13 protein-coding genes and 4 tRNA genes are annotated in these 13,973 nt (G+C 60.6%); 16 read left to right on the forward strand and 1 reads right to left on the reverse strand.

All coding sequences use genetic code 11. From position 1 onward, the window contains the following. The first annotated feature begins 46 nt into the window (after nucleotides 1–46). The 5 genes from DXD24_RS08270 to DXD24_RS08290 all read left to right on the forward strand — a co-directional run bounded on the left by DXD24_RS08270 (nucleotide 47) and on the right by DXD24_RS08290 (nucleotide 3,557). The gene (locus DXD24_RS08270) at nucleotides 47–472 is read left to right on the forward strand and encodes a helix-turn-helix domain-containing protein (RefSeq protein ID WP_117564777.1); all 426 of its coding nucleotides are present in this window, start codon (nucleotides 47–49) and stop codon (nucleotides 470–472) included. A gap of 38 nt (nucleotides 473–510) precedes the next feature. Then, a complete protein-coding gene (locus DXD24_RS08275; protein ID WP_070097101.1) occupies nucleotides 511–1,299 on the forward strand; it encodes a DUF3825 domain-containing protein in 789 nt (262 codons plus the stop codon). Nucleotides 1,300–1,437: 138 nt separating this feature from the next. Beyond that, nucleotides 1,438–1,512 (forward strand) — tRNA-Val (locus DXD24_RS08280). Nucleotides 1,513–1,959: 447 nt separating this feature from the next. After that, on the forward strand, nucleotides 1,960–3,117 hold the full coding sequence (locus DXD24_RS08285) for a hypothetical protein (RefSeq protein WP_117564779.1): 1,158 nt from the start codon (nucleotides 1,960–1,962) through the stop codon (nucleotides 3,115–3,117). 367 nt (nucleotides 3,118–3,484) lie between these two features. Further along, a tRNA-Ala gene (locus tag DXD24_RS08290) sits at nucleotides 3,485–3,557 on the forward strand. 209 nt (nucleotides 3,558–3,766) lie between these two features. Here DXD24_RS08290 and DXD24_RS08295 read toward each other — a convergent pair. Next, nucleotides 3,767–3,842 (reverse strand) — tRNA-Ile (locus DXD24_RS08295). A gap of 552 nt (nucleotides 3,843–4,394) precedes the next feature. On the opposite strand from DXD24_RS08295, the gene DXD24_RS08300 reads away from it, so the two are divergent. The 11 genes from DXD24_RS08300 to DXD24_RS08350 all read left to right on the forward strand — a co-directional run bounded on the left by DXD24_RS08300 (nucleotide 4,395) and on the right by DXD24_RS08350 (nucleotide 13,966). Further along, nucleotides 4,395–4,467: transfer RNA gene (locus DXD24_RS08300), tRNA-Ala, on the forward strand. A gap of 75 nt (nucleotides 4,468–4,542) precedes the next feature. Continuing rightward, the gene (locus tag DXD24_RS08305) at nucleotides 4,543–6,576 is read left to right on the forward strand and encodes an ABC-F family ATP-binding cassette domain-containing protein (RefSeq protein ID WP_117646527.1); all 2,034 of its coding nucleotides are present in this window, start codon (nucleotides 4,543–4,545) and stop codon (nucleotides 6,574–6,576) included. Beyond that, nucleotides 6,563–6,859 (forward strand): hypothetical protein, encoded by a 297-nt coding sequence (locus tag DXD24_RS08310; protein ID WP_233502368.1) that lies wholly within the window; start codon nucleotides 6,563–6,565, stop codon nucleotides 6,857–6,859. The genes DXD24_RS08305 and DXD24_RS08310 overlap by 14 nt, the downstream gene beginning before the upstream one ends. 9 nt (nucleotides 6,860–6,868) lie before the next feature. After that, nucleotides 6,869–7,552: a site-2 protease family protein gene (locus DXD24_RS08315; RefSeq protein WP_117583159.1), complete on the forward strand. Its 684-nt coding sequence runs from the start codon at nucleotides 6,869–6,871 to the stop codon at nucleotides 7,550–7,552. Nucleotides 7,553–7,636: 84 nt separating this feature from the next. Next, nucleotides 7,637–8,446, forward strand: coding sequence for a ScpA family protein (locus tag DXD24_RS08320; protein WP_117646528.1), 810 nt, complete (start codon nucleotides 7,637–7,639; stop codon nucleotides 8,444–8,446). 11 nt (nucleotides 8,447–8,457) lie between these two features. Then, nucleotides 8,458–9,186, forward strand: coding sequence for an SMC-Scp complex subunit ScpB (gene scpB / locus DXD24_RS08325; protein ID WP_117564783.1), 729 nt, complete (start codon nucleotides 8,458–8,460; stop codon nucleotides 9,184–9,186). Nucleotides 9,187–9,208: 22 nt separating this feature from the next. Beyond that, complete coding sequence (locus DXD24_RS08330; protein ID WP_117646529.1) at nucleotides 9,209–10,135, forward strand: pseudouridine synthase; 927 nt, start codon at nucleotides 9,209–9,211, stop codon at nucleotides 10,133–10,135. Between the two features lie 65 nt (nucleotides 10,136–10,200). Continuing rightward, a complete protein-coding gene (gene cmk, locus DXD24_RS08335; protein WP_117564785.1) occupies nucleotides 10,201–10,887 on the forward strand; it encodes a (d)CMP kinase in 687 nt (228 codons plus the stop codon). 3 nt (nucleotides 10,888–10,890) lie between these two features. Continuing rightward, nucleotides 10,891–11,619, forward strand: coding sequence for a lysophospholipid acyltransferase family protein (locus DXD24_RS08340; RefSeq protein WP_117564786.1), 729 nt, complete (start codon nucleotides 10,891–10,893; stop codon nucleotides 11,617–11,619). Nucleotides 11,620–11,621: 2 nt separating this feature from the next. Then, on the forward strand, nucleotides 11,622–12,521 hold the full coding sequence (locus DXD24_RS08345; protein ID WP_233502369.1) for a 4-hydroxy-3-methylbut-2-enyl diphosphate reductase: 900 nt from the start codon (nucleotides 11,622–11,624) through the stop codon (nucleotides 12,519–12,521). Between the two features lie 2 nt (nucleotides 12,522–12,523). Then, nucleotides 12,524–13,966: a DUF512 domain-containing protein gene (locus DXD24_RS08350; RefSeq protein WP_117564787.1), complete on the forward strand. Its 1,443-nt coding sequence runs from the start codon at nucleotides 12,524–12,526 to the stop codon at nucleotides 13,964–13,966. Nucleotides 13,967–13,973 lie beyond the last annotated feature (7 nt).

The following is a 13,973-nucleotide window of genomic DNA, read 5'->3' on the forward strand; positions in this document are numbered from 1 at the left end:
GGCCTATCCGTTCGACCGTTCCCCGCAATACTGAGCAGGTTGGGTTTTGGCATACACGCAATGGACGTGCGGCCTAGGTTTTAGCGACCTTTTTGAAGTGGCGCCACTCGATTGGGTTATCGGCTCGTACCATCCGCTTCACGAGGCCTCCGAAGTTAAATTCGCCCAGATAGTCATTGATAAATGGAACAAAGCCCAGGCAGGCAAAAAGGGCCTCAAGGCAGCACGAAAGGCAGCCGGCCTGACCCAAAAGCAGCTGGCCGCCCAATCGGGAGTCAAAATCCGTGCCATACAGCTCTACGAGCAAAACCAACTGGACCTGCGCCGTGCCTCGGTATCCTCGGCATTGGCGCTCGCAAAACCTTACACTGCAGCATCGAAGACCTCGTCTGGCAACCGATCGTTCTTGAGTACGACTCCTGTTGCCACTGTGATGTGCTCCCCTGCATTGCGTCGCGCGTATAGAATCTAAGCATCCGCACGCCAGCTATGAAATGGAATGGACGCCACATGGAAATCCCCAGCACCCTGTGCAGCAATGTGTACGACTTCGCGTTTTGCCCCGAGCCCTGCTACGAACGCCTGGCCGACCTCGCCGACCCCGAGGACTGGGGTCCCGGCAACCGCATCCTCAAAAACTACCTGTCGTTTTCGTTTAGCCGTGCGGTGTTCCTGACCGAGCGCGACGTGGACCAGACCGCGCCGTCCAACCTGCCTTTGGTGTTCGACAACGACCAATGCCTGTTCAACACCGGCCTGTACACGCGTCGCTACGAGACCATCTACGGCCTGTTTGAGCCCAACACCAAGCCCGACGCGCGCCAGCGCTGGTTTTTGAAGGGCTTCTTTAAGGAGAGCGACCCCATGCTGGTCTCGTTTGAGTACCTGCCGTGCCGCGTGCGCTTTGCCGAGGACCCCTCCGAGCTGGTCTTTGACTACCGCTTGCCCATCCGCTCCAACATCGACCACATTCTGGGCGATGAGGAGAACCTTACGCGTATTCCCGCTAGCCTGATGGGGGAGGGCAACTCGCTGCTGCTGCGCCGTGCCTTTGAGGGCGCCGTCGTCGAGGCCGCCCGCCGCGCCGCCGCCAACTACACGCTCGCCGTGCCGCAGTTCTACGGCGGTCGGATCCAACTGCTGCTGCCGCTGTGCCTAACCGGCGACAAGCCCGAACTGGCGCTGACCATCCAGCGCGAGGACGGTTTCTACGCCGCGCGCACCTGCCTCACGCTCGACATGGCATACAACAATGCGCGACTAATCTGTCGCCCCGAGACCTCGTGGATAAAGCGGTAAATGGTGGTTAAGCTGCTGTTTTACCTATTGCTTTGGTTGCTTTGGCTTAGCTAGCATCCACGAATTTAAAATCGGGGGCAAAAAGTTCTTGGTAAACCAGGCGCGGCTATGATAGTATCTCTTTTGCCGAAAGGCGACGGGCGATTGGCTCAGGGGTAGAGCATATCCTTCACACGGATGGGGTCACAAGTTCGAATCTTGTATCGCCCACCATCAAAAGCGCAGGTCAGAGGTGTTAAGCCTCTGGCCTTTTTCTATTTGATACCAAGGGTGACACCAAAAGTGACACCAAATTTTCGATTTTTATTAGCATGGGGTCCTATTTTTTATTGATCGCAAACCCTTCATAGTTCCTACATATTGAATATTATTTTCGTTCGTTGACCAACTATAGAGTGACGTCGTCGAACATTTTGAAAATAGTTCACGCGATCTTTCAATGAATTCTTTGCATGATTCATACGCAATTGTGGAGAAAAAGACCACTGGCTCACAGCTCGTACCAGCACATTCACGCCTCGTGACAACCTTTCAACACATCCCATCCATTTTTTGGTCAGCGTTTGGTCAGCTTCCGGTACTTACCCGCATGATGCCCCAGTAGATAATCGTCCACGACCACAACCGCATGGCCTACGGCCGATACCAAGGGAGGCGCAAATGGACGAAATCGTCTGCGCAAACACCGCATTCCGCTATTGGCGCTGCCCACCGCAGGTGCGCGACCTCTACCCGCGCCTACCCAACTCCGAAGAAGGCTGGCGAGCTCTATCCCAAGCCCCATTCGTAACCGACGTCCTCAAGACCCCGATTATCGCTGTTGCTTCGCCAGGTTATTGCAATCACCACTCGGGATTGCGCTCCACTATTCGCTGGGAAGGGACATCGGATGTCAGCACAACAATCGACACTAATTTAGGCTTTAGTGTTACCAATCCGCTTAACACATTATTTACTATGACACGCTTTGTGTCCCAAATAGATCTCGTACTGGCTATGTACGAACTTTGCGGTTGCTTTTCCGTTTTCGAGCTTGCTCCCGCTGCCGAAATGCAGTTAAAAATGGCGGTAGAGGAGAATCGCAATTCCAGCACGCAGGATCTGTTCGAACTTGGAGAAGGCGAAGACGAGGTTCCTTGGAAACGAGTTTACGCCCGCGCAACCGTAAAGGCCACAGATAAAGAAGGCCAAACGAACAAGCGTGAGGATGGAAGAGAGGTTACGAAACTCAAAGGCACTTCTCTTTGGATGAGAAAGCCGCTCATCGAGCTAAGCGATCTACATCGATTCGCCGACAAGGTCAAAAGTCAAATGTGGGGAAAGCAGTTTTATGATGCCGCTCAGCAGGTTATCGGCATTGCTGCGTCTCCGCTCGAGGTCGCGGGGGTACTGCTTCTAAGTCGTTCTCGACGTCTAGGTGGTTCAGGATTCAGATACGTGTACCTCAACGATTTAACCCCTCTATCCGTGGCAGCCCAAAGCATCGCAGGCCAAAAGGTCTGCTACGGCGACATCGTGATCGTAAACCCAATCCTAATGAAGGCAGTTATTATCGAGATCCAAGGTGAGGTCATTCATGGCTCAGGTGCAATACTTGACCACGATGCGGAGCGCATGACTGCGTTGCAGAGCATGGGATTCGATGTATTCCTGGTGACTCACGATATGCTCAACGATTCAAAGCTGCTAGACACCATAGTCAGAAGTGTCTGCGACCGTTTAGGGATTCGCTATAAAGCCAAAACTGAGGCAATGAAGTGCGCCGAGACGAGACTGCGAGCAAATGTTTTGTGCAACTGGTTGGAAATCGGAAATTAGTCGGCGACAAGGCGCTAGAACTACCTAGTTTGCCTGTTAGTGAAATAATGTCATTTCAAAACTATGCCGGATTACGGGGCTGGACCCGGACTGGCCGTCCATACCCTGCATTTCACGGAATACGCAAGCCGTCTACCTGCGGTTTTGATTTTACCGATTACGGCATGCTCGGGGGTTCCCGGCCTGGCCCCGTAAACCGGCATAGTTTTGAAATCGCCGGGTCGGCGGGAGCGCGATTGGCCCCGGTAATGGGCCTGGCGCCGGCAAGACGGCCGTTGGGCGGATGGCGGCCCGCGCCGCGACTGCGAAATTTTCCAAAAATGTCCTTGCATCGCCGTCCGAGTTCCCGTATAGTACTTTTTCGCACGGGGGCGTAGCTCAGCTGGGAGAGCGCTTGACTGGCAGTCAAGAGGTCAGGGGTTCGATCCCCCTCGTCTCCACCCGAGCATTGAATGAGGCTCTAACGCAAGTTGGGGCCTTTTTTCTTATCTAACGATTGAAGCCATGTGTTGGTTGGGTAGCATCTTGGCGACATTCCCATTGTTAATTACGAATATGAATGTTAATAACTTTACGTCTCTGGATGGCAAAGCTAGTTTGCAGCGCTAACAACAAAGAGGCCGGGCGTAATGCCCGGCCTAAAATACTCTGGTGGGCCCTCCGGGATTCGAACCCAGAACCCAGGGATTATGAGTCCCCTGCGCTAACCGTTGCGCCAAGAGCCCTTATGAACGGTGAATGCAATTCTAATAAAGGCATCTAAGGCCTAATTTCTTCGCTTCACGTCGTGAAATACTACCATGCACGAGCAAGTCGCACAACGCAAGATCAAGTCCAATGCTAAACAACAACCAATCTAGGCGCGTCGCAGAAAAGACGTGTTTTAGAAAAAGTTAAGGCCATTAATTCAGGGCTCAAACACATTTAACCGCGAAATCAAGCTGATGCCATTTCAAAACACCGCCAGTTTACTACGACTGATCGGCGACTCCCGAGCACCGCGTGTTCCCCGTTTGCAAAACCGCAGGTAGGGAGCCCGACGGTTGCGTGAAAAGGCGTGCGTGGTCGAACATTCCTGATTCATCGTAGTAAACCGGCATAGTTCTGAGGCGCAGAGGAGGGGCGGTTCGCAATCGGGTCCGATAATGGAACTGGCGGAGCACGGGAAACCCGGTTGAGCGGGCGGGTCGTGTTTCGCCCGTGCCGGCACGGGCGAAAGTTTTTCCAAAATTGCCCTTGCATCGCCGTCGGAGTTCCCGTATAGTACTTCTTCGCACGGGGGCGTAGCTCAGCTGGGAGAGCGCTTGACTGGCAGTCAAGAGGTCAGGGGTTCGATCCCCCTCGTCTCCACCCGAGCATTGAATGAGGCTCCAACGCAAGTTGGGGCCTTTTTTCATATTGGCACACAAGGTCAAAGGCGGCACCATGATCCTCCTGGTCGACAAGATCGAAAAAAGCTTCGGCGCACGCGTCCTCTTTAGCGGCGCGTCCTTCCAGATCAACCCCGGCGAGCGCTTCGCGCTCGTGGGCCCCAACGGCGCTGGCAAAACCACCATGCTCAAAATCATCATGGGCATCGACAGTCCCGACTCCGGCCAGGTCCAGTACGCAAAGGACTGCCAGGTGGGCTACCTAGAGCAGGAAACTAATCTGGAACAAAAGGACACCACCATCCTCGCCGAGGTCATGGCCGCCGCCAAGGAAATCCGCCGCATGGGCGAGCGCGCTAACGAGCTGCAGGCCCAAATCACCGAGCTCTCCGAGCAGGGCAAGGACGTCGACGCACTCCTCAACGAGTACGGCCAGGTCCAGGACCGCTTTGAGCACCTGGGCGGCTACGAGCTCGAGAGCAACGCCCGCAAAATCCTGTCCGGCCTGGGCTTTAAGGTCACCGACTTTGAGCGCCCGTGCTCCGAGTTCTCGGGCGGCTGGCAGATGCGCATCGCGCTCGCCAAGCTCTTCCTGCGCCATCCCGACCTGCTGCTTCTGGACGAGCCCACTAACCACCTGGACCTCGAAAGCGTCCAGTGGCTGCGCGGCTTTATAGCCAACTATGACGGCGCCGTCCTCATCGTCAGCCACGACCGCGCCTTCATGGACGCTTGCGTCGACCACGTCGCCGCACTCGAAAATCGTCGCGTGACCACTTACACCGGCAACTACAGCAGCTACCTCAAGCAGCGCGAGGACAACCTGGAGCAGATGCGCGCAAAGCGTGCCGCCCAGGAGCGCGACATCGCCCACATGCAGGTCTTCGTAGACAAGTTCCGCTATAAGCCCACCAAGGCCGCCCAGGCGCAGGAGCGCATCCGCAAGATCGAGCAGATCAAAAAGGAGCTCGTCATCCTGCCCGAGGGCCACAAGCACATCGACTTTAAGTTCCCCGACCCGCCGCGCTCCGGCGACATGGTCGTGGGCCTGGAGGGCGTGTCCAAGTCCTACGGCGACAAGCACATCTACAGCGATATCGACCTCAAGCTCTACCGCGGCGAGCACGTGGCGCTCGTCGGCCCCAACGGCGCCGGCAAGTCCACGCTCATGAAGATCCTCGCCGGCCTGGAGCCGCCCACCACCGGCACCCGCGATCTGGGCACCAACGTCGGCGTCGCCTACTATGCCCAGCACGCGCTCGAGGGCATGACCGAGTCCAACACCGTCCTGCAAGAGATCGACACCGTCACGCCCAAGTGGACCGTGCCGCAGCAGCGCAGCCTGCTGGGTGCCTTCCTGTTTAGCGACAACGACGCAATCGAAAAGCAGGTACGCGTCCTCTCCGGCGGTGAAAAGGCGCGTCTGGCCCTGGCAAAGATGCTCGTGGCCCCCGAGGCGCTCCTGTGCCTGGACGAGCCCACCAACCACCTGGACATCGACTCGGTGGACATGCTCGAGAACGCCCTGCAAAACTTCCCCGGCACCATCGTGCTGATCAGCCACGACGAACACCTGGTGCGCGCCGTGGCCAACCGCGTGATCGACATCCGCGATGGCAAGGTCAAGGTCTATGACGGCGACTACGACTACTACCTCTACAAGCGCGAGGACCTCGCAGCCCGTGCCGCCGCCGAGACGGCAGGGGAGAGTGCGCCGGCCACGGCCAAGTCCACCAAAGCCAGCGCCGCCCAGGCCGACACCCCCGCAGCTGCCCCCAAACCCGCCGAGGGCAAAAAGACCAAGGAGCAAAAGCGCGCCGAGGCCCAAGCCCGCGCAGCGCTCAATAAAAAGCTCAAGGGCGTGCGCAACCAGCTCAAGAAGATCGAGACGGAGCTCGACAAAAAGCGCGCCCGCTATGACGAGCTTATGGAATTGATGGCAAGCGAAGAGCTTTATGCCGATCAGGATAAGTTCAACGCCGCGCTGGGGGAATATAACGGCCTTAAGCAAGAGCTGCCCAAGCTCGAGGACGAATGGCTGGAGCTTTCCACCCAGATCGAAGAGGAGACCGCGCGTGAACTCTCGTAAGGCCGCTGCCGTGGCGATGAGCATCATCGCCATCGCGTGCCGCATCTGCGGCATCTTTATGAGCGCGATGACCGTGCTGCTGTGCTTTAGCGGCCTCACCGCCAAGCTGCAGATCGTGGGCTTTGTCGTTGAGCTTTCGCGAGCGCTGCCGAGCGCCATCGCCGGCTACGGCGTCATCACGTCGCCTTTTGGCGGCGTGTTCCGCCTGGATTACGCCATCGTCGCCGTGATCCTGTTTGCGATCGACTATCTGCTCACGCGCGCCTCGCGCCGCGTCCGCTAGTGGAGCGCCATGTCCAGCAGCTACCTCATGAACCTACTCGCCAGCGCCGTCGCCGTCATCGTGGGCATCGTGATCCACGAGAGCGCGCACGCCGCCGCGGCCTGGGCACTCGGCGATAAGACGGCCCGTTCGCGCGGACGCGTCTCACTCAACCCGCTCAACCATATCGACCCGTTTGGCACCATCATCCTGCCGCTGCTCATGCTTGCCGCCGGCGGCCCGGTGTTCGCCTTCGCCAAACCCGTACCCGTCTACCTCAACAACCTCAAACATCCCAAGCGCGACGAGGTCCTGGTGAGCGCAGCCGGCCCCGCGTCGAACATCGCACTCGCGTGCCTCGCGGCCGCCCTCATGCACGCAGCGTACGGCAACCTCTACACCAGCATGTCCTTTGCCGTGGCGTCACAGATCATGAACTTCGGCGCCACGTTCATCGTGGTCAACCTGTCACTCGCGTTCTTCAATCTCATCCCGATCCCGCCGCTCGATGGCTCGTCGATCATCGTGCCGTTCCTCAAAGGCAAGGCGCTCGCCAGCTACTACCGCCTGCAGCAATACGCCATGCCCATCCTCATCTTGGTGTTGTACCTGCTGCCCATGTGGACCGGCATCGACGTGATCGGCCGGTATTTCGACGTTACCGTGTATCCGCTGGCAGAGCAGCTGCTCACCTTCGCAATCGCCGGTATCTAGGGTAAACTTACAAATCGACCGTGCAAATCGGTCGCAACATGCACCCAAACCGCGCCGCGAAGGCGCCGTCAAAGGAGGTCGAAGATGTCGTATCGCGTGTCGACGCAGGTCTACAGCGGACCGTTCGACCTGCTGCTGCAGCTGGTTACCCGCCAAAAAGTCGATATCGGCGCTATCTCGATCAGCGAGGTGGCCGAGCAGTACCTTGCCGAGGCCGAGCGCATCGAGGCGCTGGACCTGGACGTGGCGAGCGATTTTTTGCTGGTCGCAGCAACCCTTTTGGACATCAAGGCCGCCTCGTTGGTGCCGCAAGAGGCCCCGCGCAAAGCCGATGACGATGACGAGATCGACGATGACCTCGAAGAACTTAGCGCGCTCGACGGGGACGCCCTACGCGAGGTCCTGATCCAGCGCCTGATCGCCTACAAGCAGTTTAAAGGCGCGGCTGCGGCCCTCGGTGCCCGCATGCAGGCCGAAAGCCGCATGCACCCGCGTGTGGCCGGCCCCGACCCCGAGTTCCTGGGGCTCATGCCCGACTACCTGGCCGGCATCACCCTGCGCGGTCTCGCCGTCATCTGCGCCGACCTGGACGGCAAGCGCCAGACTTTCCTGCTGGAAGCCGAGCACGTGGCACCGCATCGCGTGCCGCTCGACCTGACGGTGGCCTCGGTCGATCGCTTTACCATGGCTCACCAAACCTGCACCTTCCGCGAGCTGTTGGACGGCGATGCCACCACCGAACAGCTTGTCGTCACCTTCCTGGCCATGCTCGAGCTCGCCAAGCGCGGCTCGCTTACCCTGAGCCAGGACGAAATCTTTGGAACCATTCAAATCAATCGCGTCGAGGGCGCCGAGGCATACGTGCCCGGCGAGGGCCCCGAGCTCACCGAATAGGAGCGGCAACCATGTCAACCCTTTCCACGCTGGAGGCAAACAGCCTCAAAGGCGCCTTGGAGGCGCTGCTGCTGGTGTCGAGCGACCCCGTGAGTGCGCCCGCGCTGGCAAGTGCACTGGATATCGCCCCGGGCGAGTGCGCATCGCTGCTCGCCGAGCTCAAAGTTGAGTACGAGGAGGCTAACCGCGGTTTTCAGCTGCGCGAGGTCGCCGGTGGTTGGCGCTTGTTTACGCACCCCGCCTACCACGATGTGGTAGAGGCCTATGTGCTGAGCTGGGACACGCAAAAGCTGTCGCAGGCGGCGCTCGAGACCTTGGCCGTTATCGCCTACCACCAGCCAGTCACGCGCGAGGTGGTCAAGGGCATCCGCGGCGTCAACTCCGACGGCGTCATTGCGTCGCTCGTGGACAAGGGCCTGGTGCGCGAGCTCGGCCGCGACCCCGAGCGCGGTCAGGCCATCATCTACGGCACGACCAACGCCTTCTTGGAAAAGTTCGGTCTGCGCTCCACCCGCGACCTGCCCGATCTGGAGCAGTTTGCCCCCGACGAGCAGTCGCGCCGGTTTATCCGCGAGCGCCTGAGCGGTCGTAGCATTCAGTCCACGCTCGAGGAGCAGGCCGATGACCTGGACGAAGAGCGCGAACTGCTCGATACCGATGTTGAAGATGTTGAGGCAGTCGAGGACTTGGAAACCCTGGTCGTCGACGAGACCTCGGAGGATTTACATGACGAGGACTAACGAAGTAGGGGAGACGCGTGCCATGGGCAACGCAGTACCCGCAACCGACGCCCAGCCCGTCTACCCGCATACCATGCGCCTGCAGCGCTTTTTGGCGCGCGCGGGCGTGGCGAGCCGCCGCGGATCGGAGGACCTGATGACCGCCGGCCGCGTGACCGTCAACGGCCAGATCGCGACCGAACTGGGCACCAAGGTCGACGTCGACCACGACCATATCGAGGTCGACGGCATGCCCGTCAAGCTCAACCAGGGCTCCGTGTACCTGATGCTCTACAAGCCGACCGGCTACCTCACCACCATGAGCGATCCGCAGGAGCGCCCTTGCGTGGCCGACCTGGTCCCGCGCGACCGCTTTCCGGGCCTGTTCCCTGTGGGCCGCCTGGACCGCGACACCACGGGCCTTTTGCTCTTTACCACCGACGGCGACCTGTCGCAGGATCTGCTGCACCCCAGCAAGCATGTTTACAAGACCTACCAGGCGCTCGTGGACGGCAACCTGACCGATCGCGACTTAGAACCACTCCGCCGCGGCATCGAGCTCGATGACGGCCTGTGCCAGCCGGCGATCTGCCGCGTCATTAACGCGCGCGAGGCCGAGGCCGTAGCTCCGCAAGGCGTTAAGCCCGGCACCACCGCCGTGGAGGTCATCATCCGCGAAGGCCGCAAGAACCAGGTCAAGCGCATGCTGAGCAAGATTCACCACCCGGTGATCCGCCTGCACCGCTGCAACTTTGCCGGCCTGGAGCTCAAGGATGTGGCCAAGGGCTCGTGGCGCGAGCTCACCGACCGCGAGGTGCAGATCCTCAAAGACGGCGGTATCCCGCCCAAGCAGGCCAGCTCCAAGCGCAGCGCCGCGCCGGCGACCAACACCGCGAGTCGCACGCGTCACCACGGTAGCCACGGCTCCGCGCCCAAGCGCAACACCTACCGCGAGCGCTACACGAGCTAGGCAATCGCAAAGCCCCAGCGCCCGCGTCCCATACCAGCACGTCAACCACCGAAAGGAAGCATTGCATGATCGTCGCCATCGACGGCCCCGCCGGTTCCGGCAAGTCCACCATCGCCAAGGAGATTGCCCGCCAGCTGGGCTTTAACAAGCTCGACACGGGCGCCATGTATCGCGCCGTCACCTTCGCCGCGCTCGACCGCGGCATCGACCTGGACGACGAGGCGGCCATTGACACCCTCGCCGAGCAAATCGAGATCCGCTTTACCAACGGCACCGGCGAGGACACGCGCCTGACCATCGACGGCAAGGACGCATCGGCCGCCATTCGCACCCCGCAGGTCGACGCCAACGTGTCCAAGGTCTCGGCCTACCCGGGCGTGCGCGCCGCCATGCTCATCCACCAGCGCCGCGCCGCCGAGGACCGCGATATCGTCGCCGAGGGTCGCGACATCGGAACCGTCGTGTTCCCCAACGCACAGGTCAAGGTCTTCCTGACCGCCGACCCGCGCGAGCGTGCCCGTCGCCGTGTGCTGCAGCGCCACCAAAACGACGCCCAGCCGCTTACCACCGAGAAGCTCGAGGCCGAGGTCGACGAGACCCTCGACGCCCTCAAGCAGCGCGATAAGCTCGACAGCAGCCGCGAGGTCGCGCCGCTCGTTCCCGCCGAGGACGCCGTGCACGTCGACTCCACCGCCCACACCATCGACGAGGTCGTCCACATTATCGAGGACCTCATCAACCAAAGGAGGTAGCCCATGCGCCTGTTTAAGCAGACGCCCGAGGATTACTACAACGCCCCCTACGCCGAGTTCCCGGCGCTCATCCGCGGCACCGTCGCCGTGGTCATGGGCATCCTGTGGGTCTTCTCCAAGCTCATGTGGCGCTGGAAGGTCGAGGACAGCGACCTGCTGTTTGAGCGCCAGGAAGGCCGCGGCAGTGTGGTCATCTGCAACCACACCTCAATGGCCGAGTTGCTGGCCGTGGAGACGGCGTTGTTCTTTGGCGGCCGCCGCATCCGCCCGATCTTTAAATCCGAGTTTGCCAAGACCAAGATTGTGCGCTGGGCCTTTAGCCGCGTGGGCGGCATTCCCGTCGAGCGTGGCACTGCAGACATGAAGTGTCTGCGTGCCGCCCAGCATGCGCTGCAGCGCGGCGAGGACGTCTTGATCTTCCCCGAGGGCACGCGCATCCGCTCGCGCGAGATCAAACCCGAAGTCCACGGCGGCTTTGCGCTCATCGCTCAGATGGGCAAGGCGCCCGTCAACCCACTCGCCATTTGTGGTTGGTCCGATATTACGCCTAAGGGCAAAAAGCTCATGCGCCCCAAAAAATGCTGGATCCGTGCCGGCAAGGCCATCTCGCTTTCCGATGCTCCGGCCGAGCTCAAGCGCAAGGAACGCCTGGCATGGTTTGAGTCCGAAGCCATGAGTCGCGTCTACGCCATGCGCGATGACCTGTGCGCCGAGCACCCGGGCAGGTTCTAGCCATGGGCGAGTATGTCATGAACACTGCCGAGGCTGTGACCGGCAAGGCAGACGCCCCCACCATCGAAATCGCCGCCCACGCTGGCACCTGCTACGGCGTGCAGCGTGCGCTCGATATGGCCCTGGCGGCCGCCCCGCAGGCGGGGGAGAACGCTCAGGTCCACACCCTGGGCCCGCTCATCCATAATCCCATCGTGGTGCGCGAGCTTTCCGAGGCAGGCGTCGGTCTGGCCGAGACCCTAGACGACGCCGCATCGGGCACCGTGATCATCCGCGCGCACGGCGTGGTGCCGCAGGTGATCGAGGCCGCTCGCGAGCGCGGTCTCGACGTGGTCGATGCCACCTGCCCCTACGTGAAAAAAGTCCACGTGGCGGCGGAGCGCCTGGTACGCGAGGGCTACCGCGTGATCGTCGTGGGCGAGCCGGGCCACCCCGAGGTTGAGGGCATCCTGGGCCATGCCGGCGATGACGCTCAAGTCGTGAGCTGCGCCGCCGATGCGGACGCGCTGCCGCTCAAGGGCAAGGTTGGGCTCGTCGTGCAGACCACCCAGACCGCGCAGAACCTGGCCGAGGTCGTGGCTGCCATCACGCCGCGCGTGCAGGAACTGCTCGTGATCAACACCATCTGCGCCGCCACGAGTGAGCGTCAACAGGCAGCAGCCGCACTTGCCAACCGCTGCGACTGCATGGTCGTGGTGGGCGGCAAGAACTCGGGCAACACCCGCCGCCTGGCGCAGATTTGCGCAAACGCCTGCGAGCGTACGTATCACATCGAGGAAGCTTCCGAGCTTCAGGCCGCGTGGTTTACCGACGCTCACCACATCGGCATCACCGCCGGAGCCTCCACCCCGCAAGAACACATCGAACGCGCCGTCGAGCGCATCAAGGAGCTTTGCCGCTAATCATGGACCAGACCGTACCCGCATACGCCGCTGAGGTGGCCGATTACGGGCGCAGCCGCGACCCCGAGCCGGGTGAGGGCGCGCTCGTTAAAAACGTGCGCCCCGAATCGCCCGCATGGGATGTGGGTATCGAGCCGGGCATGCGCGTGCTCACGGTCAACGGCGAGCAACTGACCGATATGATCGTGTGGCTCTGGGAGGCAGATGACGACACTGTCGAGCTGGAGGTATTCGACCCGCGCGACGACACCGTCACCCCCGTCGAGCTTGACCGCTTTCCCGGCGAGGACTGGGGTCTGGAGTTCGATGGCCCTATCTTCGATGGCATGCGTACCTGCGTAAATGCCTGCGTGTTCTGCTTTATGACCATGCTGCCCAAGGGCGGTCGCTCCACGCTCTACATTCGCGATGATGACTACCGCTTGAGCTTTTTGCAGGGCAACTTTGTCACGCTCACGAACCTCACCGACGAAGATGTTCAAAACGTCATCCAACGCAACATGAGCCCCATGAACGTGTCGGTCCACGCCGTGAGCCCCGACATCCGTCGCCGCATGATGGGCCGCAACGCCCAGCGCGGCATGGACGTGCTCGAGGCCATCATGGCCGCCGGCATCGAGATTCACGCGCAGATCGTGCTGTGCCCCGGCATGAACGACGGCGAGGAGCTGGAAAAGACTCTGCGCTTTTGCGAGGAGCACGAGCAAATCACGAGCCTGGGCATTGTGCCGCTTGGATTTACCAAGCATCAGAACCGTTTTAGCTGGTCCTACAGTGACAAGCCCGAGCTGGCGCGCGAGACTATCGCCATGATCCGGCCCTTCCAGGACCGTGCCTTCGAGCGCTTTGGCCGCCATACCTTCCAGATGAGCGACGAGTTCTACCTGGATGCCGGCATCGAGCCGCCTGAGGCGGACTTTTACGACGGCTACCCGCAGTACTACGACGGCATCGGTATGATTCGCTCCTATCTGGACGAGACTGACAACGTGCTCGCCGCCGATGCCGAGCGCCTGCGCCGCGTTCGCGAGGCAATCGCCGCCCGTGACCAGCGCCTGCTGTGCCTTTCGGGCGCCAGCGCGCGCGATACGGTAGCGCGTTTTGTGGAATCGCCGCAGGGCCTTGCCGGTACCGTCACGGCCATCAAAAACCGCTACTTTGGCGGCAACGTGGACGTGACCGGCCTCATCGTCGCCTGCGACATCTTGGAGCAACTGCCACAGGACCTATCGGGGGTTATGCTCTTTGTGCCTAAGCTCATGTTCAACGCCGATGGTATGACCCTTGACGAGTATCATCGTGACGAATTACTCGCAAGCCTTACCGGTCGCGGCGCCGAGGTTCATGTGGTGTCGACCATGCCGCATGAGCTGCTCGATACCCTGGAGCACATCCTTGGCATAACGCCCGCCAATTCAACTATTCCCGCTGAACCTACCCATTAAAGGAGAG

The organism is Collinsella sp. TF12-2AT (assembly GCF_003436735.1).
Classification (GTDB): domain Bacteria; phylum Actinomycetota; class Coriobacteriia; order Coriobacteriales; family Coriobacteriaceae; genus Collinsella.